Source organism: Sinorhizobium sp. 6-70, assembly GCF_030124375.1.
GTDB lineage: Bacteria > Pseudomonadota > Alphaproteobacteria > Rhizobiales > Rhizobiaceae > Sinorhizobium.
This window is the reverse complement of record NZ_JASKLS010000011.1, coordinates 151,653-174,009: the sequence shown is the minus strand read 5'-3', so window position 1 is coordinate 174,009 and position 22,357 is coordinate 151,653. Positions and strand designations below refer to the sequence as shown.

General features: G+C 62.6%; 22 protein-coding genes. 5 read left to right on the top strand and 17 right to left on the bottom strand.

Going from position 1 to position 22,357, the window contains the following annotated elements:
- Positions 1 to 31: 31 nt before the first annotated feature.
- The 3 genes from truA to def all read right to left on the bottom strand — a co-directional run bounded on the left by truA (position 32) and on the right by def (position 2,349).
- Entirely contained in the window at positions 32 to 775 is a 744-nt protein-coding gene (gene truA / locus QN222_RS21265; protein ID WP_283962523.1) for a tRNA pseudouridine(38-40) synthase TruA, read from the bottom strand.
- Complete coding sequence (fmt, locus tag QN222_RS21260; RefSeq protein ID WP_283962522.1) at positions 775 to 1,710, bottom strand: methionyl-tRNA formyltransferase; 936 nt, start codon at positions 1,708 to 1,710, stop codon at positions 775 to 777. Before fmt ends, truA begins: the two co-directional genes overlap by 1 nt.
- 114 nt (positions 1,711 to 1,824) lie before the next feature.
- Positions 1,825 to 2,349, bottom strand: a complete 525-nt coding sequence (gene def / locus QN222_RS21255) for a peptide deformylase (protein WP_283962549.1) — start codon at positions 2,347 to 2,349, stop codon at positions 1,825 to 1,827.
- Positions 2,350 to 2,499: 150 nt separating this feature from the next.
- Between def and QN222_RS21250 the strand changes: the two genes are divergently transcribed.
- The 3 genes from QN222_RS21250 (at position 2,500) to QN222_RS21240 (ending at position 7,436) form a co-directional block, all read left to right on the top strand.
- Positions 2,500 to 3,693 (top strand): DNA recombination protein RmuC, encoded by a 1,194-nt coding sequence (locus tag QN222_RS21250; RefSeq protein WP_283962521.1) that lies wholly within the window; start codon positions 2,500 to 2,502, stop codon positions 3,691 to 3,693.
- A gap of 51 nt (positions 3,694 to 3,744) precedes the next feature.
- A complete protein-coding gene (locus QN222_RS21245; RefSeq protein ID WP_283962520.1) occupies positions 3,745 to 4,644 on the top strand; it encodes a ribokinase in 900 nt (299 codons plus the stop codon).
- 407 nt (positions 4,645 to 5,051) lie between these two features.
- Positions 5,052 to 7,436: a methyl-accepting chemotaxis protein gene (locus QN222_RS21240; protein ID WP_283962519.1), complete on the top strand. Its 2,385-nt coding sequence runs from the start codon at positions 5,052 to 5,054 to the stop codon at positions 7,434 to 7,436.
- 87 nt (positions 7,437 to 7,523) lie between these two features.
- On the opposite strand, the gene QN222_RS21235 is transcribed toward QN222_RS21240, so the two are convergent.
- Complete coding sequence (locus QN222_RS21235; RefSeq protein WP_283962518.1) at positions 7,524 to 8,468, bottom strand: nucleoside hydrolase; 945 nt, start codon at positions 8,466 to 8,468, stop codon at positions 7,524 to 7,526.
- 275 nt (positions 8,469 to 8,743) lie between these two features.
- Here QN222_RS21235 and QN222_RS21230 point away from each other — a divergent pair, with 275 nt between their 5' ends.
- Together QN222_RS21230 and QN222_RS21225 are read left to right on the top strand one after the other, a co-directional pair.
- On the top strand, positions 8,744 to 9,175 hold the full coding sequence (locus QN222_RS21230; RefSeq protein WP_180939970.1) for an Hsp20 family protein: 432 nt from the start codon (positions 8,744 to 8,746) through the stop codon (positions 9,173 to 9,175).
- 47 nt (positions 9,176 to 9,222) lie between these two features.
- Positions 9,223 to 9,480, top strand: a complete 258-nt coding sequence (locus tag QN222_RS21225) for a DUF1150 family protein (protein ID WP_136506763.1) — start codon at positions 9,223 to 9,225, stop codon at positions 9,478 to 9,480.
- Positions 9,481 to 9,624: 144 nt separating this feature from the next.
- On the opposite strand, the gene QN222_RS21220 is transcribed toward QN222_RS21225, so the two are convergent.
- The 13 genes from QN222_RS21220 to QN222_RS21160 all read right to left on the bottom strand — a co-directional run bounded on the left by QN222_RS21220 (position 9,625) and on the right by QN222_RS21160 (position 22,317).
- Positions 9,625 to 10,323 (bottom strand): tRNA (guanosine(46)-N(7))-methyltransferase TrmB, encoded by a 699-nt coding sequence (locus QN222_RS21220; RefSeq protein ID WP_283962517.1) that lies wholly within the window; start codon positions 10,321 to 10,323, stop codon positions 9,625 to 9,627.
- 200 nt (positions 10,324 to 10,523) lie between these two features.
- A complete protein-coding gene (gene metK / locus QN222_RS21215) occupies positions 10,524 to 11,807 on the bottom strand; it encodes a methionine adenosyltransferase (protein ID WP_283962516.1) in 1,284 nt (427 codons plus the stop codon).
- Between the two features lie 244 nt (positions 11,808 to 12,051).
- Complete coding sequence (locus QN222_RS21210) at positions 12,052 to 12,471, bottom strand: helix-turn-helix domain-containing protein (protein WP_180939967.1); 420 nt, start codon at positions 12,469 to 12,471, stop codon at positions 12,052 to 12,054.
- A gap of 146 nt (positions 12,472 to 12,617) precedes the next feature.
- Positions 12,618 to 14,213 (bottom strand): apolipoprotein N-acyltransferase, encoded by a 1,596-nt coding sequence (gene lnt / locus QN222_RS21205; protein ID WP_283962515.1) that lies wholly within the window; start codon positions 14,211 to 14,213, stop codon positions 12,618 to 12,620.
- Between the two features lie 285 nt (positions 14,214 to 14,498).
- On the bottom strand, positions 14,499 to 15,662 hold the full coding sequence (locus QN222_RS21200; RefSeq protein WP_283962514.1) for a hemolysin family protein: 1,164 nt from the start codon (positions 15,660 to 15,662) through the stop codon (positions 14,499 to 14,501).
- A gap of 12 nt (positions 15,663 to 15,674) precedes the next feature.
- Entirely contained in the window at positions 15,675 to 16,181 is a 507-nt protein-coding gene (gene ybeY / locus QN222_RS21195; RefSeq protein WP_283962513.1) for an rRNA maturation RNase YbeY, read from the bottom strand.
- A 19-nt stretch (positions 16,182 to 16,200) separates the two neighbouring features.
- Positions 16,201 to 17,256, bottom strand: coding sequence for a PhoH family protein (locus QN222_RS21190; RefSeq protein ID WP_284005582.1), 1,056 nt, complete (start codon positions 17,254 to 17,256; stop codon positions 16,201 to 16,203).
- 32 nt (positions 17,257 to 17,288) lie between these two features.
- Positions 17,289 to 18,689, bottom strand: coding sequence for a tRNA (N6-isopentenyl adenosine(37)-C2)-methylthiotransferase MiaB (gene miaB / locus QN222_RS21185; RefSeq protein WP_283962511.1), 1,401 nt, complete (start codon positions 18,687 to 18,689; stop codon positions 17,289 to 17,291).
- Between the two features lie 55 nt (positions 18,690 to 18,744).
- Positions 18,745 to 19,569: a 1-acyl-sn-glycerol-3-phosphate acyltransferase gene (locus QN222_RS21180; protein WP_283962510.1), complete on the bottom strand. Its 825-nt coding sequence runs from the start codon at positions 19,567 to 19,569 to the stop codon at positions 18,745 to 18,747.
- 137 nt (positions 19,570 to 19,706) lie between these two features.
- Entirely contained in the window at positions 19,707 to 20,204 is a 498-nt protein-coding gene (locus QN222_RS21175; RefSeq protein WP_283962509.1) for an N-acetyltransferase, read from the bottom strand.
- Between the two features lie 6 nt (positions 20,205 to 20,210).
- Complete coding sequence (gene tsaB / locus QN222_RS21170; protein ID WP_283962508.1) at positions 20,211 to 20,870, bottom strand: tRNA (adenosine(37)-N6)-threonylcarbamoyltransferase complex dimerization subunit type 1 TsaB; 660 nt, start codon at positions 20,868 to 20,870, stop codon at positions 20,211 to 20,213.
- Positions 20,871 to 21,046: 176 nt separating this feature from the next.
- Entirely contained in the window at positions 21,047 to 21,613 is a 567-nt protein-coding gene (locus QN222_RS21165) for a NifU family protein (protein ID WP_283962507.1), read from the bottom strand.
- Between the two features lie 212 nt (positions 21,614 to 21,825).
- Positions 21,826 to 22,317 carry a universal stress protein gene (locus QN222_RS21160; RefSeq protein WP_180939957.1) on the bottom strand — a complete coding sequence of 164 codons (492 nt, stop codon included), beginning with the start codon at positions 22,315 to 22,317 and terminating at the stop codon, positions 21,826 to 21,828.
- Positions 22,318 to 22,357 lie beyond the last annotated feature (40 nt).

Genomic DNA, 22,357 nt, shown 5'->3' with positions numbered 1-22,357 from the left:
GCGCCTACTGCGCGCGGCGCTCTAGCGAAGATCAATAATCGACCTGCATGAAGTAGAGACCGTCAGGAGGCGCGACCGGTCCGCAGGCCTTCCGATCGCGCGCTTCGAGCGCCGCCTGCAACTCGTCCGGCGTCCACTTGCCCTCGCCCACCAGCTTCAGCGAACCGGCGAAGGAGCGGATCTGGTTGTGCAGAAAGCTCTGGGCGGTGGCACGGATCTCGATGAGGTCCCCCACCCGCGTCACGTCGAGCCGATCAAGAGTACGCAGCGGGCTCGTCGCCTGGCAGTGGGCGGAGCGGAAGGTGGTGAAATCGTGGTGGCCGACCAGTCGTTGTGCGGCCTCATGCATGGCCTCATGGTCGAGCGTTTTCGGCACCCACCAGGCGCGTCTTGCTTCAAGCGCCAGCGGCGAACGGCGGGAGATGATGCGATAGAGATAGTGGCGGCGGACTGCCGAGAAACGCGCGTCGAAATCTGGCGGCGCCTCGAGTGCGTCGAGTATCGAGACACGTTCGCCGGCAAGCGTGAGATGTGCATTGAGCGCGTTGCGCAAGGTGTGCGTCTTCCACTCGCGCGTGAGATCCGCATGCGCCACCTGGCCCATGGCATGGACGCCGGAATCGGTGCGCCCCGCCCCGCGGACGGACACCGTCTCGCCGGTCAGCGACAGGATCGCCTTCTCGATCGCGCCCTGGACGGACGGACCGTTTTCCTGACGCTGCCAGCCGACATAGTCTGAGCCGTCGTATTCGACGGTGAGGCGATAGCGCGGCATCAGGCGATCCTCGTGCCGCGGGCGACGGGCGTTCCGCGCAGGAACTCGGCGACGGCGAGCGGCTTGCCGCCGGCCTTCTGCAACCGGGTCGGCCGCACCGCCCCCTCGCCGCAGGCAATGGTCAATGTCTCGTCCAGGACGGTGCCGGCTTCGCCGGCGCCGGCGGCTTTCTCGGAATTCAGTACCTTTATGCGTTCCGGCTTTCCAGCAATCGTCAGTTCGAACCAGGCTCCGGGAAAAGGCGAAAGGCCACGAATGTGATTGTGAACCTCGCCCGCCGGCTTGCTGAAATCGATCCGGGTCTCCGCTTTGCTGATCTTGGCAGCGTAGACGGCTCCCTCTTCGGGTTGCGGCGTCAGCGGCAACTCGCCCACTTCGAGCTTCGCCATCGCCTCTTTCATCAAGGCAGCCCCGACCTGCATCAGCTTGTCGTGCAGCTCGCCAGCCGTCATCGTCTCGCCGATCGCAACGGCCTTGGCGAGCGCGACCGGGCCGGTGTCGAGCCCCTTGTCCATCTCCATCACCATCATGCCGGTCTCGTGGTCGCCGGCCATGATCGCGCGCTGGATGGGGGCCGCCCCCCGCCAGCGCGGCAGCAGCGAGGCATGTCCGTTGTAGCAGCCGTGCCGTGTTCCCTGGAGAATCTCCTCAGGCAGCAGCAGGCCGTAGGCGACGACGACGGCGACGTCGGCATTGAACTTGATGAAGGTCTCGCGATCGCCGGCATCCTTGAAGTTCGGCGGGGTCAGAACGGGGATGCCGAGAAGTTCGGCTGCCTGATGAACCGGAGACTTCTGCAGATCGAGACCGCGCCGCCCGCCGGGACGCGGGGGCTGCGTATAGACGGCGGCGATCTCATGGCCTGCCTCGGCGAGTGCGACAAGCGTCGGCACAGAGAATTCCGGCGTTCCCATGAAAATGATGCGAAGCGGCAAGGCGGCAAACTCCGTCTCTTGAAATCAGGCCTGCGCCTGCGGTTTCCGGCACCGGCGCGCGGCACTCTCGATAATGAGTTAGAGCGGGATGCTCGCCTCATCCCGCTCGCGATCTCAGATCGCTTTGGCGCCGCGGGTCTTGGCTGCCTTTGTGAACTTGCGGATCACCATATCCCGCTTGAGCTTGGAGATATGGTCGATGAACAGGACGCCGTTCAGATGATCGATCTCGTGCTGCAGGCAGGTAGCAAGCAAGCCATCCGCCTCGAGCGTATGCTCCTTGCCGTGACGATCGAGATATTCGACGGTAATCGCCGCCGGACGCTCCACTTCGGCGTAGTAGTCCGGAATCGACAGACAGCCTTCCTCGTAGACCGAGCGCTCATCGGTGGATCTGACGATTTTCGGGTTGATGAAGACGAGCGGGGTCTTCTCCTCGCCCTCTTTCGACACGTCGAGAACCAGGAGACGCTTCGGCACGCCGATCTGGATTGCCGCAAGCCCGATGCCCGGCGCGTCGTACATGGTTTCCAGCATGTCGTCGGCGAGGCGGCGGATGTCGTCGTCAATGGTCTCCACCGGCTTGGACACCTGGCGCAGAACCGGATCAGGAAGGATGATTAGCGGCTTGATCGTCATGCTGATCCCATAGCCGATCTTTCCGCTTGCACGCAAGGACATTGCCTCTGGCGAAGATCGCACACGCCGCGCTTGTTGCCCGTAACGACCGAGATAGGTTTGTTCTTGTTTTGATCTGGTTTTCGGGCGCGAATCTGTTAGGCTGCCGCCATGGAGCCCATCGCCTTTTCCTTCGACCATCCCTTGTTCCTGCTCGGCGCCCTGCCCGTCACGGCCGGTCATCTCGTCACGATCGCCGCACTTCTCATGACGCTTGCGAGCCTCACGCTTGCGCGCCGAGCGAGATCTGCCCGCGCTGACGAGCGAGACGAGCAGATGGCGACGCTTCTTGCCGCGCAGACGGAATTACAGGGCCGCATTGCCGCCATGGCGGACGTTTTCGGCACCCGCCAGGCGGAACTCAACCAGTCCATCAGCCAGCGAATCGACGGCATGACGCACCGAATCGGCGCCTCGATCAGCGAGCAGACGAAAGCGACCCACGAGAACCTCCGACGCCTGCAGGAACGGCTTGCCGTGATCGACAACGCCCAGAACAACATTCAATCACTGGCCAAGGATATGGCCGGGCTGCAGAACATTCTGGCGAACAAGCAGACCCGCGGGGCCTTCGGCCAGTCGCGCATGGAAGCAATCGTTGCCGACGGGTTGCCGATGGGCGCCTTCGCCTTCCAGGCAACGCTTTCGAACGGCGCACGCCCGGATTGCACGATCCGCATGCCGAACGGCCAGCCGCCGCTCGTCATCGACGCGAAGTTTCCGCTCGAAGGATGGAACGCGATGCGCGACGCCGCGACGGCCGAACGGCGGCAGCAGGCGGCACAGACCTTCCGCCGCGACATGGAGGTGCATATCCGCGATATCGCCGGCAAGTATCTCCTGCCGGGAGAAACGCAGGAAACGGCCTTCCTCTTTGTTCCCTCCGAATCGATCTTCGCCGAGATCCACGAGCACTTCGAAGCGATCGTGCAGAAAGCGCATCGCCAGCGCATTGTCATCGTCTCGCCGTCGCTGCTGCTTTTGTCGATCCAGGTGATCCAGGCGATCCTGAAGGATGCGCGCATGCGCGAGCAGGCGCACCTGATCCAGGGCGAAGTCGCGCGCCTGATGGACGACCTTTCACGGCTCGACGAGCGTGTGCGCAAGCTCCAGGGCCATTTCGCCATGACGCAGAAGGACGTCGAGGACATCCTCATCTCGTCGGACAAGCTGACCCGGCGCGGCGCCAAGATCGAGGCCTTGGAACTCGCGGCCGAAGCCGCCCCCGCAGAGGGCGACAGCGGCGGGCGGCCGCTGGACAACCGGATGGGGCAATTGAAGCTGCGGGTGGTTGACGAGGACTGACGCGGTCGGGCACTGTTCGCGAAAATCAGCAATCCGACGGGGCACCTTCACATGATCACTGTCCTTGGGTCCATCAACATGGACCTGATCGCCACGACCACACGCCTGCCGAAGCCCGGCGAAACCGTTGCCGGGACCGGCTTTTCGACCGCCGCCGGCGGCAAGGGCGCAAACCAGGCGCTGGCTGCCCGCCGCGCCGGCGCGTCAGTGCGCATGGCCGGCGCCGTCGGATGGGATAGTTTTGCGGAGGGTGCGCTGGCGCTGCTCAAGGAAGGGGGAGCCGATCTTGCCCTTATCAAGACGGTGGATGAGCCTACCGGCACGGCACATATCATCGTCGGTGGCGACGGCGAAAACGTCATCGTTGTCGTCGCCAGCGCCAATGCAACGGTGAGCGAGAGCGACGCAACGGCGGCGCTCGATGCGATGTCGCCTGGCGACACGCTGATGCTGCAGCTCGAAATCCCGGCCGCCTCCGTCGAAAAGGCGCTTGTGGAAGCCAAACGCCGCGGTATTCGTTCGATCGTCAACATCGCCCCACTGACGCCCGAGGCCGCGCGTCTCGGCCGAATGGCCGATATCGTGATTGCCAACGAAACCGAATTCGAACTGCTGGCCGGCAAGAGCGGCATCGACGGGGCCGAGCGCGAGGCGGCGATGAAACGGCTCCACGACGAAACCGGCCGGAGCGTGATCGTGACGCTTGGCGCCGAGGGCGTGATCGCCATTCACGACGGTGCCGTTCATCGCGCCAAGGGCCTGACCATCGAACCCATCGACACGGTCGGCGCCGGCGATACGTTCTGCGGCTACCTGGCCGCGGGCCTCGACGCCGGCCTCCCATTTCCCGACGCGTTGCGGCAAGCGGCGGTCGCCGGATCGCTGGCATGCCTCAAGCCCGGTGCGCAACCGGCCATACCGCTGGCATCCGAGGTCGCCGCCCGTCTGTAAGCGGCAATCCCGCGTTTTGCCTCCCATTTCGGCCCATTTCGCAAACCCGATAGTTTATGTCGCGTCGATTAAACTCGGCGGGCAAAACTTGCGTGTCGCGACCATGATTTAGCCTCGGCGTTGGCTGGATCTTAAGATTTGATCCTCTATTCAGACGCGTGAGAAGGTCGAACGTCCTACAGCGCCGCACGTCTAATCAGACGCGCAAAGGACGCTGTAGCACTTTGAAGTGCTGCATGTTTTTTCCTTAAATCGGCTACGATTTAAGGAAACATGCAGTAAGGTTTGGCTGCCTCCTTCGTGCCGGTTGGCATCATGGCGCTCCATGACGGAGTTTCACCCCACAATTCGGAATGCGTCACGCCGTGGGCGACAAGCCCGCGGACCTCTCAGTATGTGAGGATTTCATGTTCAAGTTCCAAGCCAAATCGCTGGCGACCAAACTGATCGCTGTGACAGGCGGTACGATCGCACTCGTGCTGCTCGCCTCGAATTTCGTTCTCATCTCCCAGACACAGAACCGCGTCGAGACGCTTGTCCTCGACGACGCGGACAGCGAAGCACACGCCATCGCTTCCGAGATCGCGGGCAGCGTCGGTGAACTCGCGGCCGCCGCGCGCACGATGTCGGGCGTTCTCGGCCGGGGTCACGCCGGGCAGTCCGTCGATCGCGCCGGCGCCGTCAATCTGCTGAAAGCGAACCTGGAGCAGCACCAGTTCGCCTTCGGAAGCTGGTTCGCCGAGGAACCGAAGGCCTTCGATGGGAAGGACGTCGTCAACAACGCGGAGCTTGGCGGTAACGCAGAGGGCGCATTCACACCCTATTGGTCGAAGGACCGCAACGGCGAAGCGCAGCTCTCGACCTTCAAGGCCGACTACGCCGCCGAGTGGTACAGTCTAGCCGCCAAGAGCGGCAAGGGGGCAATCACCCAGCCGTATCTCGCCGAAGGCACCGACGTGCCCACCACGATGAGTTCGATCGCCTATCCGGTGATGTCCAACGGCAAGCTGATCGGCGTCTCCGGCGTCGACATTTCGCTCGCCTCGCTCGCCGACGACCTCGCAAAGGTCAAGCCTTTCGGCTCGGGCCGGGTCTACCTGCTGTCGCAGAGCGGCAAATGGCTCGTGGCGCCGATCCCGGATCTGTTGATGAAAGATTATGACGGCGAAGGCGCCGATATCGTCAAGAACGCCCTGTCGGCGGCGGCGTCCGGCACGATCAAGAATCTCACCTATGACGGAAACGAGCCCTTCGATCGCGTCGTCTATCCCTTCAAGCTGCCGAACGTAAACGCCAACTGGGTCGTGCTCGTCGACGTGCCGCGTGCGGTAATCAACGCGCCGGTCCGCGATCAGACCTATATGATGATCGTCGGCGGCCTTGTCGTCCTCGGTGCGGTCCTCGCCGGCCTTTACTTCGCAGTTCGCGGCTTCGTGCAGAAACCGCTGGCCGGGCTTGTCAGCGACGTTCAGACGCTTAGCGACGGCGACTATTCCAAGCCGATCGCCGGCCAGGATCGCTCGGACGAAACCGGCTCCGTTGCCAAGGCGCTCGAAGGTTTCCGCCATCAGCTCGCCGACACCAAGCGTCTCGAAGGAGAAGCCCGCCACCAGCGTGAACAGGCAGAGATGCAGCGCAATCAATCGGAAACAGAGCGCGCAGAAAGCAATGCCCTGCAGCGCGATATCGTCGCCCGCCTCGGCAAGGGCCTGTCGCATTTGTCGGCCGGTGACCTCGCCTTCCGCATCACCGACGAATTCCCGGGCGAATACGCGCAACTGAAGCGTGATTTCAACGCGACGATGGAGAGCCTCGAAGAGACGATCCGGACTGTCAATCACTCGGTCGTCAATATCGGCAGCGGCACCTCCGAGATCAGCAATGCCGCCAACGACCTCTCGCACCGGACCGAACAGCAGGCAGCGAGCCTCGAGGAAACCGCGGCCGCCCTCGACCAGCTTACCTCGCAGGTGAACGCAAGCGCCGAGAATGCCAAGGTTGCGGCAAAGTCGGTCGAGGTGGCGAGCAGCGATGCCGAGCAATCCGGCGAGGTCGTGCAGAAGGCCATCGCGGCCATGCAGGGTATCGAGCAATCCTCGCACGAGGTCAGCCGGATCATCGGCGTCATCGATGAGATCGCTTTCCAGACGAACCTGCTGGCGCTCAACGCGGGCGTCGAGGCTGCCCGCGCCGGAGACGCCGGCAAGGGCTTCGCCGTCGTCGCGCAGGAGGTCCGCGAGCTTGCACAACGCTCGGCAAACGCTGCGAAGGAGATCAAGACGTTGATCAACACCTCCGCGGGCCAGGTCCGCGAGGGCGTGGATCTCGTCGGCAAGGCGGGTAGCGCACTCGAGAAGATTGCCGAGCAGGTGGTGCAGATCAACAGCCTGATCCGCCAGATCTCAAGTTCCGCGTCGGAACAGGCGGTCGGTCTCAAGGAGATCAACTCCGCCGTCAACCAGATGGATCAGGTGACGCAGCAGAACGCGGCGATGGTCGAAGAAACGACGGCCGCCAGCATGGCGCTGAACGACGAAGCCGGCGCATTGAGCACGCTGGTTTCCCGCTTCCGTGTCGCGCAGCAGGCGCCTGCCCAGTCCTCATCCGAGATGTTGCGCGGTGCAGCCGAGCGGATGCGCGTGGCGGAACGTCCCGCCACTGCTCCGTCTGCCGCCAAGGACAGCCGACCGGCAACGGCGCGCAGCGGCGGCTATTCGGCATCGACGCAGCGCGTGCTTGGCCAGACATCCGGTGCCAATGCGCTCGCTCAGGACAATTGGGAAGAGTTCTGAGCCCGCGATAGGAACGAACAACAAGACGGCGCCCCAAGAGGCGCCGTCTTCATTTGCTGGACCTGGTTGTTCGTGACGGCGCGCCGGTCAGATGCGCGCCAGACGCTCCGTCAGGAGATCGAAAAAGCCCTCGTCGTCGACGTGGCGCATCACCTTGGCATTGTGCTTGCGGCCGGTCACCTGCCACCAGTCGACGACGGTCATGCCCGCCGTCAAGGCGGAGGTCGTCTCGATCTCGACATTGCAGTCGCGCCCGGTGAACAGGTCCGGCCGCAGCAGGTAGGCGATCACCGTCGGGTCATGCAGCGGCCCGCCGTCCGTGCCGTATTTTTCGATGTCGAAGCGCTCGAAGAACTCCAGCATTTCGGCCATCGCGATCGCCGCGGGACTGCCAATCTCGCGGATCTTCTGGACGCGGGCCTTGTGGGTCAGGACGCGATGCGTCACGTCAAGCGGCATCATCACGATCGGGATGCCGGAGCGGAAAACGATTTCGGCGGCTTCCGGATCGACGTAAACATTGAATTCTGCCGCCGGTGTGATGTTGCCGCCCTCGAAGAACCCGCCGCCCATCATCACGAGCTCGCGTACCCGCGGTGCGACTTCCGGCGCCTTCGTCAGGGCAAGCGCGATATTGGTCAGGGGGCCGAGCGTGCAGAGCGTAACAGTCCCCTCTTTTTCGGCGAGCAGCGTCTCGATGATGAAATCGACGGCTTCCTGCTCCTGCAGCGGCATCGTCGGCTCCGCCAGTGCCGGCCCGTCGAGTCCCGTCTTGCCATGGACATGCTCGGCCGTGACCAGCGGGCGCGCGACCGGCCGCTCCGCCCCCGCGAAGACCTTCACATCCGTCCTGTTGCAAAGCTCGCAAATGATGCGGGCGTTGCGGGCTGTCAGAGAAAGCGGGACGTTGCCGGCGACTGTGGTGATGCCCAGAAGGTCGATCTCCTCTGGACTACCGAAGGCAAGCATGATGGCGGCTGCGTCGTCCTGCCCGGGATCGGTGTCGATGATAATCTTTCTCGCGTTTGACACTTTCTCGATCCTCCTTGGTCACCGGGGTGGCGGATCTCGCCGATCCAAACACGAACGTGACCGATCCTGAGATATTGACGCAGGATTCGGCTGAAAACCGCTTCGCGGTTCCCTCTTTCCTCACCTTGCTCCGATTTTATCGCAGCGAACTATGATTTGCGTGCGCCGCCGAGGCAAGCGGCTTGCACTCGTTGCTCACAGCTACCATATTGCGGCGTGGATGCTGCTTGACAGGTCCGCAAGACATGGTCGCTTGAGCTGCAAGGACTTGGGACATGAGCAGGATCACGCCCTTTACCAGCCCGCTTCTGCTGGGCTTTGACACGATGGAAAAGACCCTTGAGCGCATCGCCAAGGGCAATGACGGATATCCACCCTACAATATCGAGCGCATTCGCGGCGACGCATCTTCGGACGCGCCGGAGCGGCTGCGGATAACACTCGCCGTCGCCGGTTTCTCCGAGGAGGACCTGGACGTCACGACCGAAGAAAACCAGTTGGTCATTCGCGGCCGCCAGGTCGATATGGGCGAGCGGGAGTACCTGCACCGCGGCATTGCCGCCCGGCAGTTCCAGCGCACCTTTGTTCTCGCCGACGGCATGAAGGTTCTCGGAGCCGAACTGCGCAACGGTCTTCTTTCCGTCGACCTCGTGCGGCCCGAACCGGTCCGTATGGTAAAGAAAATTAACATTTCCGTCCCAGAGTAGGATAACCGGCGGGATTCACCCCTGTCCGGCGACCACGGAGTGTCACCATGGGACTGAAAGCCATCAACACATCGCTGTCGAAGAACGACCTCGCGCATCTCGGCGAGGGCGAAGTCGGCTATATCCGCAAGATGCGTTCGGAGGAGGTCTCCCGTTGTTTCCCGGAAGCGCCCGAAATGGGGCCCGGAATCGACCTGTGGGCCCTGTTCGGCGCCGACGGCACGCCGATCCTCTTGACCGACAATCGGTCCAGCACCTTCTTCAAGGCGGCCGAGGACGATCTTCGCACCGTCAGCCTTCATTGAAGGCAAGGCACACGTGCGGGCGCCTCGCTGCGCCCGCATCATGACATCACCGCCGAACGGCGGCGCCTGCCGACTATTTCCTTAACGCCCCGCGGGGCGAGGCCACGTTTGGCGTCCGCTTACGGCGTTGGGGCCGCAGCTATCTCAAACACGGCGAAAGGTGAGGTAGGCGGAGCTCCGCCCTTCCCGACGCGCCTTGGCCTCGTAGCGCGTGCTCGGCCAACCTGCGAATGGCGTAAGCCAGTCAGCTGATTTCTCCGCCGTCCACGCGAAGGCCGCGTGGTCGCGGCAGTGAAGCAGCGTCCAATTGACATAGGTGTCGATATCCGAGGCGAAGCAGAAGTGCCCACCGGGCTTCAGGATGCGCGCAAACCGATCCAGGTTGACCTTGGAAACGAAGCGCCGCTTCCAGTGCTTTCGCTTCGGCCAAGGATCGGGATAGAGCAGATCGATCTGGTCGACGGACGCCTCCGGCAGCCAGTCCAGCACCTGCGTCGCGTCGTCATCGTAGAGCCGGACATTGGCGAGCCTTCGCGCCTCGATCTGTCCGAGCAACTTCGCCATCGAGTTGACGAAGGGCTCGACGCCGATGAAGCCGGTCGCGGGATCCTCCGCGGCGCGGTGAACGAGATGCTCCCCGCCACCGAAGCCGATTTCCAAGCGAATGCGCTTCACCGGCTGCGGGAAAAGCGTCGTCAGGTCAGCCGGCGCAGGCTCGGCGAGATCGAGCCGGAGCGCGGGCAGCAGATGCTCGAGATGGGCAGCCTGGCGTTCGCGCAAGGGCTTGCCCTTGCGGCGGCCAAAGAAGGCCTCCGTGGCTCTGGCGCGGCGCGGTTCAGTCATCACGATCTTCCTTCAAACAGCAAAGCGGACGCTCCACCGGGAGCATCCGCTCTTGATCCCGCAATGTGGTGCGCCTGAATAGCAGCGCACCGGACCATTGCAATATTTTTCAACGCTCGCGGCTGCGCTGCTGCATGTTTCCTTAAACCGTAGCCGCGTTAAGGATAAAACATGCAGCAATTCAACGTGCTACAGCGGCTTTAGGCAGCGCGGCCGGATGCTCTCGGCTCGGAGTAGGCAGCCGCGTCAAGCTCGATCGCTTCCTTCAGCGGCTTGACGAGATCGAGCTTCTCCCAGGAGAACGAACCATCGCGGCCGGCCTTGCGACCGAAATGGCCGTAGGCGGCAGTCTTGGCATAGATCGGCTTGTTGAGGTCGAGGTGACGGCGGATGCCTGTCGGCGAAAGATCCATCGTCTTGCGGATGGCGTTTTCGACCTGATCTTCCGTGACCTTGCCGGTGCCGTGCAGATCGACGTAGATCGACAGCGGCTGGGCGACACCGATCGCATAGGAGAGCTGGATCGTGCAGCGGTCGGAAAGGCCGGCGGCAACGACGTTCTTCGCCAGATAGCGCGCGGCGTAGGCAGCCGAGCGGTCGACCTTGGTCGTGTCCTTGCCCGAGAAGGCGCCGCCGCCATGCGGGGCCGCGCCACCATAGGTGTCGACGATGATCTTGCGGCCGGTCAGGCCGGCGTCGCCGTCCGGTCCGCCGATGACGAACTTGCCGGTCGGGTTGATGTACCAGGTGCAATCGTCGGATATCTTCAGATCGGCGAGCGCTTCGCGGATATAGGGTTCGACGACGGAGCGGACCTTGGCGGAATCCCAGCTGTCATCGAGGTGCTGCGTCGAAAGCACGATCGAGGTGACTTCGGCCGGCTTGCCATCGACATAGCGCACGGTCACCTGGCTCTTGGCGTCGGGGCCGAGCTTGGCGACTTCGCCTTCGCCCTTCTTGCGGGCAGCAGCAAGCGTCTGCAGGATGCGGTGCGAGTAGTAGAGCGGCGCCGGCATCAGTTCGGACGTCTCGCGGCAGGCATAGCCGAACATGATGCCCTGGTCGCCGGCACCCTCCTCGCCCTGCTTGTCCGAAGCGCTGTCGACGCCTTGTGCGATGTGGGCGGACTGGAAGTGCAAGAGCACGTCGATCTTCGCCGTCTTCCAGTGGAAACCGTCCTGCTCGTAGCCGATGTCGCGGATCGCCTTGCGGGCAGCGGACTTGAACTTCGACGGATTGATGACTTCGTTGCCGTTCTTGTCCTTCTTCAGAAGGCTCGGAGGCAGACGGACTTCACCCGCGATCACGACGCGGTTCGTCGTTGCCAGCGTTTCACAGGCAATGCGCACACCCCAGGGATCAACACCCGTCTTCGCCGCTTCGCGGTAAACCAGATCGACGATTTCGTCGGAAATACGGTCACACACTTTGTCCGGATGACCTTCGGCTACGGATTCACTCGTGAACAGGTAGTTTGCGCGCATGCGGGAAGTCCCCTCAATGAAAGAAGCGGTGCGAACGTGTTAGTGGTTTTGCCGCCGAAAAACAAGCGAACAACGACATAAATATATCTTTATATCGATACTGCCACCCTGGATTCCTCCTGCGGCAAATCAAAGCGATGCAGCGCCCTTGGCGCGTCTGGCAAGACGCGCGGCGCTCCGGGGAAGCGCGCAAAAAAAGCGGCACTCAGGCCGCTTTGTTTTTGTGGTCGGTGGACCGCCCTGATTATTCGCTTTCCGCCTCGGCGGCCAATGCCTTTACCAGATCCACCAGCTTCCGGCGTACCTTCGGGTCGGAAATCTTGACGAAGGCACGGTTGAGCTGAAGCCCTTCGGAGGACGACAGGAAATCAACCACGTAGTTGGAGCTGGAGGCCTCGGCCATGCCGGATGCGCCGCCAGGACCTTCCCCCGGAGCATCCTCGAAGAAGAACGACACCGGGACGTTGAGAATTGCAGAAATGTTCTGCAACCGGCTCGCGCCGACGCGGTTCGTTCCCTTCTCGTATTTCTGGATCTGCTGGAAGGTGATCCCTAGGGCCTCACCGAGCTTTTCCTGGCTCATACCCAGCATCGTCCGGCGGAGGCGAATCCTGCTCCCGACATGTATGTCGATCGGGTTCGGCTTTTTCTTGTTTTCAATCATGTCCGCGTTCCTAAACACGCTGTTTCGGTTACCCACAACCTGACATCAAGTGGAGCGTTATGTCGCAACCTTACCGACAAACAAGAGCTCCACCCTCAGGTGAAGGTTGATGGATTCGGCCACTATGCAATTTTAGGGGTTTTAGGTCAATTCTTCCTAATATTAAAACCGGCGCGCGAAAATGCTGCAACTAAAAAGAGTATTCCGGCCATGGACCAGAAGATTCGGCCGCGCGTGGCGGTATCAGTTACGCTAAGCATTTTTCCCGGCAGAATTGTGTCTGTAACCCCCTTGTAATTGTATCCCAATCCTACCACTAAAACACCACGTGCATCAACAATTGCTGATATACCGTTATTGGCTGACCGGATCATCGGCCGTCCGGTCTCGACGGCGCGCAACTGCGCCTGATGAAAATGCTGGCGCGGACCGGGCGTATCGCCGAACCAGGCGTCGTTGGTGATGTTCAGCAGGAAATCGGCAAGAGGGGCGTTGCCATCGATCTCGTCGGGGAAGATCGCTTCGTAGCAGATAAGCGGGTAAGCCGTCCTGCCGCCCGGCAGAGTGAGAAGCGCGCGGCTTTGGGCAGGCGAAAAGCCGCCAGGCATCGAGGCGGCGACAGCGCTCAGCCCCCAGGAGGCAAGAACATCCTCGAACGGCAGATATTCGCCAAAGGGGACAAGGTGAACCTTGTCTGCGGCCCCGACGATCTGGCCGCGATCGTCGATAACATAGATCGAGTTGTAATAGCGCCGCGGCAGGCCGGCCCCCGCATCCTCGACGCGCACGGCGCCGGCAATGAGGACCTGCCCGTCGTCCAAGACCTCTGCGATGCGGGCCAGCGCGTCCGGGTTGTCGGTGAGTATGAACGGGATCGACGTTTCCGGCCAAACAATGATGTCCGGCCGTTTGCCGCCGTCCTCCACCGGCGCGGTCGTCAGAGCGAGATGCTCCTCGAAGACCGATGAGCGTTCGCGGTCATCGAGCTTTTTCGCCTGGTCGACCACCGGCTGAACCAGACGCACCGTCAACGGGGGCGCCAGCGGTTGGGGCGCCGGCTGAGCAAGGCGATAGAAGCCGAAGCCGAGATGCGCGGCAAAGAGCACGACGGCGATCGCGAGGCCCGTACGCGCGCCCTTCCCGGTGGCGATGAGCGCGGGTGCCGCAAACACGAAGACCGCGAGCATGTTGATCGTCGCAAGGTTCACGACGCTCGCCGACTGCATCATCAGGGGCATCGGCATCAAGGCATAGCCGATGGCATTCCAGGGAAAGCCCGTGAACAGAAACCCGCGGAGCCATTCCGCAATGCCGAAGCCGAATGCAAGGGCGGCGATCCTGCCCAGGCCATCGGACCAGAGACAGCGCGCCAGCGCGACCGCGAGACCGTAAAAGAGCGCGAGAAAGGCGGGCAGGCCGACAACGGCGAGCGGCAGCGCCCAGGCAAAAAGATCCGCCTCGATCAGCAAGGCGTTGCCAAGCCACCAGAGGCCGCCAAGGAAATAGCCGAAACCGAAGCTCCAGCCGACCGACAAGGCCGGCCAAAGCCTTGCGAGCCGGCCTTTTTCAGGATCCCCCGGTGCGCCATCGATCAGCCAGACAAGGACGGGAAACGAGACGAAGACTGCCGCAAAGATACCGAACGGCGGTTGGGCGAGAACCGTCAAGAGCCCTGCGAGGAAGGCGATAAATACCCGCGACACCCCGGAGAGAAGCATAATCCTGCCTGCCAGCCCTGCCATACAGCCTCCAAATAGACGCGGAATCACATGTCGACGCCGCGCAGGAAAAACGACCGAATCATTCAGCGGCAGTCTTCCAAAAAAGCGGCTGCTTGTCCCGATCCCATACGTTGCACAGCATCGCGCTGCGCCGGAAATCGGAAGAGATCCCTGCAGCGCCGCGCGTCTTACAGGACGCCATGGCGCTTTGAATTGCTGCACGTCTTTATCGTTTCACGGTTTCGCCTAAACCGTGAAACGGTCTAACTCTTTGAAATCGGGAAGGCGGCGGCGCCGATGGACCGGCTATTGTTCCGACGCCGGCTGTGATCCGGCACCGGCCTCGGTGTCGCGACCGGCGGGCGGCGTTTCAGACGACGTCTCGCGCTCCGTCTTCACCACCCGACGACGGGCCAGCGGGCGCTTGCGCATGATGCGCACCCGTTTGACGCGCCGCGGGTCGGCATCAAGGATCTGAAACTCAAAACCGGGGATGGCCTGAACCACCTCGCCGCGAACGGGAATGCGTCCGAGCGAGGCGAAAACCAGTCCGCCGAGCGTGTCGACATCCTCAAGCTGCTCGCGCACATCGAAATCCGGACCGATCGCTTCGGCGATCTCCTCGAGTTCAACGCGGGCATCGGCGACGAAAACGTCGTCCGACGAGCGGGCGAACATCACCTCCTCGTCGTCGTGCTCGTCCTCGATGTCGCCAACGACCATCTCGACGATATCCTCGAGAGATACGAGACCGTCGGTGCCGCCATATTCATCGATGACGAGCGCCATCTGGATGCGCGCGGCCTGCATGCGCTGCATGAGATCCGAGGCCAGCATCGACGGCGGCACGAACAGGACCTGGCGGACGATCCCAGCCTCTTCGACCGTCTTGCCGAGATCGACGCGCGAGAAGTCGAAGCCCACCCTCTGCTGTCGTGGTGTCTTTTCCGCCCCGGTGAGGGGCGTCGGCTGTGCCTTGCCGTTGCGGCGCCGGTTGCGGGCCTGCTTTGTGACATAGGCGAGCAGGTCGCGGATATGGATCATGCCGCGGGGGTCATCCAGGCCCTCGTTGTAGACCGGCATGCGCGAGCGTCCCGACTCCTCGAAAATGACCATGAGCTCACCGATCGTGATGCTCTGGTCCACGGCCTCGATATCGGCGCGCGGCACCATCACGTCCTCGACCCGAACCTCGCGAAAACGCAGGATGTTGTTGAGCATTGCCCGCTCTTCGGGCGAGAACGCGGCGTTGCTGTCCGCATCCGTCATGAGAGCGTCGGCGAGATCTTCACGCAGGCTGGACGGGCTTGCCCCGCGCAGCAGGCGCGCCGCACGGCTCCAGAACGAGGTTGTGGATTTGCTGCCCTCCTGTCGGGGAGTGGCGGTGCTACTACTGCCCGCCTCGGCCTCTCCGGAAGCTTCTGCTTCCTCGGCCGCAACGGCAGCCGGCTGTGTGTTGGTGTCGCTCATCGTTCCAAACTGTTAATCCGGGGACCGGTCCCCGTAGGGATCAGATAGGCCAAGACGCGCCAAAATGCGAGTCTCCAGACCTTCCATTCTTTCCGCCTCGTCGTCTTCCAGGTGATCATACCCGAAAAGATGGAGGAATCCATGCACGAGAAGATGCGTCAGATGCGCTTCAAAAGGCTTCTCCATCTCGGCCGCCTCGCGCTTCAGCGTTTCATAAGCAACGATGATATCGCCGAGCATCGGCCCCGGCATCTTGCCCGGCATCACAGGAAAGGCCGGAAAAGACAGCACATTGGTCGGCTTGTCCTGGTTTCGCCATTCCGCGTTGATCGCCCGCATCGACGCATCATCGGTGAAGACCAGAGAGACTTCCGGCACGTCCGGCGGAAAGGGCTGCTTTTCCTCGCGCACGAGGAAGTCGGCCGCCGCCTCGAGAATGCGTGCCGAGAAGGATTGCAGCTCATCTTCCGATGGCCAATCGCCTTCTTCGACGCTGATCTGAATATCCAAAGCCGTCATGGTCGCAACGAACCGCCGGTCAGCGATCGCTCTGCTCGCTCTCGTCGTGAACCGCGGTGTGGGCTTCATAGGCCCTGACGATCCTCGCCACCATCGGATGGCGGACGACATCGACATCCTTGAAGCGGATTACCGAAACGCCCTCCACGCCATGGAGGATCTGCAGCGCCTCCACGAGGCCCGACTTGACGCCGCGCGGCAGGTCGATCTGGCTCGGATCGCCGGTGACGATCATCCGGCCGTTTTCGCCCAGACGGGTCAGGAACATCTTCATCTGCATCGATGTCGTGTTCTGCGCCTCGTCGAGGATTACGGCGGCATTGGCGAGCGTGCGCCCACGCATGAAAGCGAGCGGCGCGATCTCGATCACGCCTGCTGTGATCGCCCGCTCGACCTTGTCGCCGGGCATCATGTCGTAGAGCGCGTCGTAGAGCGGCCTCAGATAGGGATCGACCTTTTCCTTCATGTCGCCAGGCAGGAAGCCCAGGCGCTCACCGGCCTCGACCGCCGGCCGCGACAAGACGATGCGATCGACCGCGCCGCGCTCGAGAAGCTGAGCGGCATGAGCGACGGCAAGATAGGTCTTGCCGGTACCGGCCGGGCCGATGCCGAAGACGAGTTCCGCCCGCTCCATCGCGCGGATATAGGCATCCTGCATCGGCGTCCGCGCAGCGATGGTCTTCTTGCGCGTCGAAATCTGCGCCATCGTCAACTTGGCTTTGCGTTCCATGGTCGGCAACTGCAACTGCTCGTCGGCAGCGACCGCCATACGGATCGCTCCCTCGACATCGGACGTATCGATCGATCCGCCACTCTGCAATCTTCCGTAGAGATAGTCGAGGGCACGCCGCGCCTGGTTTGTCGCCACCACATCGCCCGAGATGGCCACGGAATTTCCGCGCGGTCGCGCGTCGATGCGCAGTCGCTCTTCGAGCAACTTCAGATTCTGGTCGAATTGGCCGAAGAGTTCGCTGGCAAAGCGGTTGTTCTCGAAAGTGAGCACGAAGTGATTGACGTCTGTCGCAGATGTTTTTGACTGGCGCGGTGATGAAGAAATCAATTCGTGTCCGTCCAAGCGGTTAGGCTCCTCGCTCTCGGTTTACAGCGCTATCCGATCATCTCGGCAAAGAGGCTGTTGGAGCCCGCTTTGATGATTCGTACTTTGATAATGTCACCGATTTGCGATGTTTTTGCATCAACATTCACCGGCTGCAGCCACGGTGAACGACCTACGAGCTGGCCGGGCATGCGGCCGGGTTTCTCCAGAAGCAGATCGATCTCGCGTCCGATGCAGGCCTCTGCGAAGTCCCGCTGCTGCTTGATGAGCAAAGTCTGCAATCTTTCCAAACGCTTGGCTTTCACGTCCTCGGGAACCTGATCCTTGAGTTCGGCCCCCGGCGTGCCGGGACGGGTCGAATACTTGAAGGAAAATGCCTGTGCATAACCCACCGCCTCGACGAGACGCATGGTATCTTCGAAATCCTCGTCGGTTTCACCCGGAAAGCCTACGATGAAATCGCCGGATAGGGCAAGGTCGGGCTGAGCCGCGCGGATACGATCGATCAGCGCGAGGTACTCGGCCGCCGTATGACGCCGGTTCATCGCCTTCAGGATGCGGTCGGATCCCGACTGGACCGGCAGATGCAGATAAGGCATCAGCTTCGCCATCGACCGATGCGCCTCGATCAGGCTGTCATCCATGTCGCGCGGATGGCTGGTCGTATAACGCAGACGCTTGAGGCCCTCGATTTCGGCAAGCCGGACGAGAAGATCGCCCAAGCCCCAGTCGCGGCCATCCGGGCCGGTGCCATGCCAGGCATTGACGTTCTGCCCGAGCAGGGTGATTTCGCGCACCCCGCCTTCGACCAGCTTTTCGGCCTCGGCGACGATCTGAGCCACCGGTCGCGACACTTCAGAGCCGCGCGTATAGGGCACGACGCAGAAAGTGCAGAACTTGTCGCATCCCTCCTGCACCGTCAGAAAGGCGGTCACGCCGCGGGCGCGCGTCTTCGCCCTGTCCGGCGCGGGCAGGTGCTCAAACTTGTCCTCGATCGCATAATCCGTTTCGACAACACGCTCGCCACCCCGCGCGCGCTTCAGCGCCTCGGGAAGGCGGTGATAGGTCTGCGGGCCGATGACGAGGTCGACTGCCGGCGCGCGGCGAAGGATTTCGTCGCCTTCAGCCTGCGCGACACAGCCGGCGACGCCGATGACCATTTCGCGGCCGGCGCGTGCCCTCTCCTTTTTCAGCTCGCGCAGCCGGCCAAGCTCGGAATAAACCTTTTCAGCCGCCTTCTCGCGGATGTGGCAGGTGTTGAGCAGAACGAAATCGGCTTCCTCCAGGACGTCGGTCGAAACGTAGCCGTCGCGCGAGAGCGCATCCGACATGCGGTCGGAATCGTAGACGTTCATCTGGCAGCCATAGGTCTTGACGAAGACCTTGCGCGAGGATGCGTGTTCCTCGCCCGGCACCGGCGTTTTCGACAGAAGAGCTGTTTCCTGGGTCATGCGGGGTTCTTTAGTGCATGGCGGCTCAAAGTTGAAGCATTTTTGGCACGGCTCCCTATCGTTCGGCTCGCGCGACGTCCCGATCCAGCCGCGGTCGCCCCCTCAGACGATCGGACAGCATGCTGCGAATGCGCTGCTCTATCGTGCGGCTTACGTCTTTCCGATTGGCATGGCGGTCATAGTCCACCGCCTCGCCGAAATCGACATCCACGTCGAGCGCACCTTCCCGCAGCACGCCAAGAAGGTGCGGCAGGAGTCCGATGTCGCCCGGCCAAGCGGCGATCGGCCTGTTGTAGCGCCCCATGGGCATGCCGTGGATGCCGGTGTAGGAAATGGCGAGCGGCTGGACATGGACCACCCCGGTCGGCGAGTGCGGAACGGCAGAGGCAGCAGCGCCGAACAGCGAAGTCTTGATGTCCAGCAACCGGTTGCCGTCGGAGGTGGTGCCTTCCGGGAAGAGCACGACGATCTCTCCATCGGCGAGCCTTCGGCCGATCTCGCTCACCTGATGGCCGGTCGTGCGCTTCTGGTCGCGCTCGATGAAAACGGAGGCCTGCAGGCGGGCGAGGAGCCCGAAGACAGGCCAGGTCTTCACCTCGGATTTCGCGACGAAGACCACGTCGGTCACGGAGGACAGCACCAGAATATCCTTCCAGGACACGTGATTGGCGCTGAGCAGCAACGGACGCCGGCGTTCCGGCTCGCCATGAACGCGAACGTGAAGGCCGAGCAACAGGCAAGCCACGCGGTGCCAGAACCGCGGCAGCCACCGCCGGGGCTTCAAATCCAGCCACAGGCAAAAGATCTGCACCGGCATCAGCACCAGCGAGACCAGCACCAGCAGCGCGCCGCACAGGGCAACCCGGACCCAATTGATCATCCGCGAAGGCTTTCCAAGCCGCTCATCTTTCCTTCACCGTTCGGCCCCCGCAGGGCAGCGCCCCCGCCACTTTCGAAGCGCAGCCATGCGCATCCGAACGGGAGGTCCCGCAAAGCCGGACCATGTGATGAATCGGACTAGCGAAGATCGAGTCGCATGACAAGCGCCGCCGTGCGCGCTCCGGTCGAACCCTGGTAATAGGCTCGGCGTTCGCCAACCTTGAGGAAGCCGAGTTTCTGATAGAGGCCGAGTGCGGCCTGGTTCGTTTCGTCGACTTCGAGGAAGAGCGCCTCGGAACCTTTGACGACCGCCTCACGCATGGCTGCCTGCATCAGGCGCCAACCGAGGCCGGACCGGGCGAAACGCGGGTCGACGCCGATGGTCAGGATTTCGGCTTCACCGGCCACGGCGCGCGATAGCACAAAACCGCCGAACGCAGGACGGAAGGCGCCGTTCGTCTGGCGCGCCACGAAGCCGAAGACGGTCTCCTGCGACAGCAATGCGTGAATTTCACCGTCGCTCCAGGGTGATGCGAAGCGCTGGCTATGCAGCGCCGCGGCGGCAACGAGGTCGCCCTCCTCGAGCGGGAAAATATCGAACTCCGTCCGACGGGTGAAATAATCGGTCAAACTCATCGTGGTCTAGGCTCGGGTTACGGCGAAACCGGCCTGAGGCTTCGCATCCGGTCCACGCAAGTATAGCGGCTTCGGCTTGGCTGAAGCTGGATCGGCGCCGGCACCCAGTCGGCCGACGACGGCAATGTCGATATCGTCCGGCATTCCACCTGGCTGCGCATGGCCAGCGAGCGAAGCGCCAGACCCGCAAACGATGCCCTCGAAGCTGGAAAACCGCTCGCGCGCCGCCGTGACCGATAGAATTTCGGGCTCGCCCCTTGCTTCACCGGAGGCGGCGAAAACCTGGGCATAGACTTCGTCCCGCTTCGCGTCGATGATGACGAGAACCGCCTCGCCGGACGTCGCCAGCCTGGCGCTTTCGGCGGCGACCTCAAGCGTGGTGATCCCGACAGCCGGTTTGCCAAGGGCGAGCGCGAGGCCACGCGCGGCCGCGACGCCGACGCGAATTCCGGTGAAGGATCCGGGGCCGATCGTGACTGCGATACGGTCGATATCTGCAAGTTTCCAGTCGGCCGCGATAAGCGCCTCGTCGACGAACTCCATCAAGCGCTCGGCGTGGCCGCGCCCAATGTTCGCACCTGCGCGGGCCAGAACCTCGGCGGAGGCGCTGTCATAAACCGCAGCGGAGCAACCGCTGCCCGATGTATCGATGGCAAGCACTAACATGTCAGCCGCAATGGCCTCCCTCCATTGCTTCGCGCAGATCCGGCGCGAAGTGCCCTACAGCGCCGCGCGTCCTTCAGACGGGCAAAGGACGCTGTAGCACTGGAATTGCTGCATGTTTAAGACATGCAGTGGCACCCGCTCCCGCGCGGCGGCCGCGGCGGGACGGGACGCCCGGATCAGACGGATTCGACTGCTTCGACTTCCGGAACGAAGTGGCGCAGCAGGTTCTGGACACCGTGCCTCAACGTTGCGGTCGAGGACGGGCAGCCCGAGCATGCGCCTTTCATGTTCAGGAATACGGTGCCATCCTTGAAGCCACGGAAGGTGATGTCGCCGCCGTCCTGGGCAACGGCCGGACGAACACGGGTTTCAAGCAATTCCTTGATCGTGGCGACGATGGCTTCGTCGCCCTCGTCGAAGAACTCGCCTTCCTGGTCCGTCTCCTCGGCGCGCCCGGCACCCGACATAACCGGCTGGCCGGACATGAAATGCTCCATGATCGAGCCCAGGATGGCGGGTTTCAGGTGTTGCCACTCCTGCCCTTCCTTGCTGACCGTGACGAAGTCGTAACCGAAATAGACGCCGGTTACACCCGGGATCGAGAAGAGCCGGGCCGCCAACGGCGATCCTGCACGGGCTTCTTCTTCGCTCCGGAATTCGGCCGTACCGTTCTCCATCACCACCTTGCCCGGCAGGAACTTGAGCGTGGCCGGATTTGGCGTGGCTTCCGTCTGGATGAACATCTCTCTCTCCGTTTCGCCGGAAGCGCTTCCCGACCGGCTCTTTAGAATTGTTCAAAAATATAGGTGCTTCGCGCCGCGCTCGCAAGGGCGCAAGCCGTCGCACCTCAACCTTGATGATCGGGACCCGGGAAGCGTGCGCAAGACCGCCTCTTCCCGACTTGGAAACGGCGCAATTTGCGGACGGAATCCGTCGCGCCCTCCATGGAATTGTCTTAACTCAGTGCGTCTATTTCCTCGTCCGTCAGCATATCGGGAATGACGGTCACGGGGATCGGAAAGGCCGCGGCCTTTCCGGCGATGGACGACACCAACGGTCCCGGCCCTTCCTTCGCCGACCCCGCTGCAAGCACCAAGATGGCAATGTCACGGTCATCCTCGATCACGGCGTGGATCTGCTCGGTGGCGATCCCTTCGCGAATGACGATTTCCGGCTCGATGCCGATGCTTTCGCGCACCGTCTGGGCCACCTTCGCCAGCGTCGCCTCGGCCTCTTCGCGCGCCTCCGCCCGCATGATCTCCTCGACCCCCAGCCATTGCTGGAAGTCGCCATCGGCGATCACGTAGAGCAGCACCAGGCCGCCGTTCGAGTTCTTCGCGCGCATCCCGGCATAATGCACGGCGCGGCCGCATTCGGGCGTATCGTCGATCACCGCCATGAACTTGCGGCGGTGACCTTCCAGTCGTGAGAGTCGGGTTGATACCATGCGGCGAACATTACATTGCCGTTCGCTGCCCGCAAGGTCT

Bases quoted from the DNA above. Each gene is read 5' to 3' on its own strand.
- truA (WP_283962523.1), bottom strand. From the start codon at position 775: ATGCCGCGCTATCGCCTCACCGTCGAATACGACGGCTCAGACTATGTC.
- def (WP_283962549.1), bottom strand. From the start codon at position 2,349: ATGACGATCAAGCCGCTAATCATCCTTCCTGATCCGGTTCTGCGCCAG.
- QN222_RS21250 (WP_283962521.1), top strand. From the start codon at position 2,500: ATGGAGCCCATCGCCTTTTCCTTCGACCATCCCTTGTTCCTGCTCGGC.
- QN222_RS21245 (WP_283962520.1), top strand. From the start codon at position 3,745: ATGATCACTGTCCTTGGGTCCATCAACATGGACCTGATCGCCACGACC.
- QN222_RS21240 (WP_283962519.1), top strand. From the start codon at position 5,052: ATGTTCAAGTTCCAAGCCAAATCGCTGGCGACCAAACTGATCGCTGTG.
- QN222_RS21230 (WP_180939970.1), top strand. From the start codon at position 8,744: ATGAGCAGGATCACGCCCTTTACCAGCCCGCTTCTGCTGGGCTTTGAC.
- QN222_RS21225 (WP_136506763.1), top strand. From the start codon at position 9,223: ATGGGACTGAAAGCCATCAACACATCGCTGTCGAAGAACGACCTCGCG.
- QN222_RS21220 (WP_283962517.1), bottom strand. From the start codon at position 10,323: ATGACTGAACCGCGCCGCGCCAGAGCCACGGAGGCCTTCTTTGGCCGC.
- metK (WP_283962516.1), bottom strand. From the start codon at position 11,807: ATGCGCGCAAACTACCTGTTCACGAGTGAATCCGTAGCCGAAGGTCAT.
- QN222_RS21210 (WP_180939967.1), bottom strand. From the start codon at position 12,471: ATGATTGAAAACAAGAAAAAGCCGAACCCGATCGACATACATGTCGGG.
- lnt (WP_283962515.1), bottom strand. From the start codon at position 14,213: ATGGCAGGGCTGGCAGGCAGGATTATGCTTCTCTCCGGGGTGTCGCGG.
- QN222_RS21200 (WP_283962514.1), bottom strand. From the start codon at position 15,662: ATGAGCGACACCAACACACAGCCGGCTGCCGTTGCGGCCGAGGAAGCA.
- ybeY (WP_283962513.1), bottom strand. From the start codon at position 16,181: ATGACGGCTTTGGATATTCAGATCAGCGTCGAAGAAGGCGATTGGCCA.
- miaB (WP_283962511.1), bottom strand. From the start codon at position 18,689: ATGACCCAGGAAACAGCTCTTCTGTCGAAAACGCCGGTGCCGGGCGAG.
- QN222_RS21180 (WP_283962510.1), bottom strand. From the start codon at position 19,569: ATGATCAATTGGGTCCGGGTTGCCCTGTGCGGCGCGCTGCTGGTGCTG.
- QN222_RS21175 (WP_283962509.1), bottom strand. From the start codon at position 20,204: ATGAGTTTGACCGATTATTTCACCCGTCGGACGGAGTTCGATATTTTC.
- tsaB (WP_283962508.1), bottom strand. From the start codon at position 20,870: ATGTTAGTGCTTGCCATCGATACATCGGGCAGCGGTTGCTCCGCTGCG.
- QN222_RS21165 (WP_283962507.1), bottom strand. From the start codon at position 21,613: ATGTTCATCCAGACGGAAGCCACGCCAAATCCGGCCACGCTCAAGTTC.
- QN222_RS21160 (WP_180939957.1), bottom strand. From the start codon at position 22,317: ATGGTATCAACCCGACTCTCACGACTGGAAGGTCACCGCCGCAAGTTC.